Here is a 507-nt window from a genome sequence, read left to right as displayed (position 1 = left end):
CCGGCGGGGAACGCACGACCCGGCGCACGGTGGCCGAGGCGAAGGCGCAGTACCGCGCGGGGCAGCGGCGGGTCTATCGGCCGTGGATCACCGAGCCGGGGCTGTGGCTGCAGTGGGACTGGGGATGGGGTCCGGTGATCAAGGGGCGGCAGACGATCCTGTGGTGCGCCTGGCTGGCCTGGTCGCGGTTTCGTGTGGTCATCCCGGTCTGGGACAAGACCATGCCGACGATTGCGGCCTGCCTGGATGCGACTACGCTGGCCACGAGGTCTCCGGTACTTGGCTCTTCTTGGTCGTTGAACCAACTACCGGAGGCCTCGTCGTTTATCGATGACCGCCACGCCGCAAGCCCTCAAAGACCCTTTTGAAACACGGCCTAGGCTTGTTCTTTATCCTCCGGATTGTTGTAGGGCTGCGAGAGTGCGGCCGCGTTTGACGGTCTTGCCAACGTCGTAGCGGGGTGCGGGCCGGCGATTGGGGATCCCGGGTGGACGTCCTGGGCCGGGC

At 66.5% G+C, this 507-nt stretch carries 1 pseudogene; it reads left to right on the top strand.

The features are described 5' to 3' along the window. A pseudogene (locus tag Q9G87_RS60450) lies at positions 1-254 on the top strand (IS21 family transposase); the annotation flags it as partial. Positions 255-507: the final 253 nt, after the last annotated feature.

The sequence above is a fragment of the Nonomuraea turcica genome (assembly GCF_030718205.1).
GTDB lineage: Bacteria > Actinomycetota > Actinomycetes > Streptosporangiales > Streptosporangiaceae > Nonomuraea.
The sequence above is the reverse complement of the archived record's forward strand: the minus strand, read 5'-3'. Positions and strand labels throughout refer to the sequence as shown.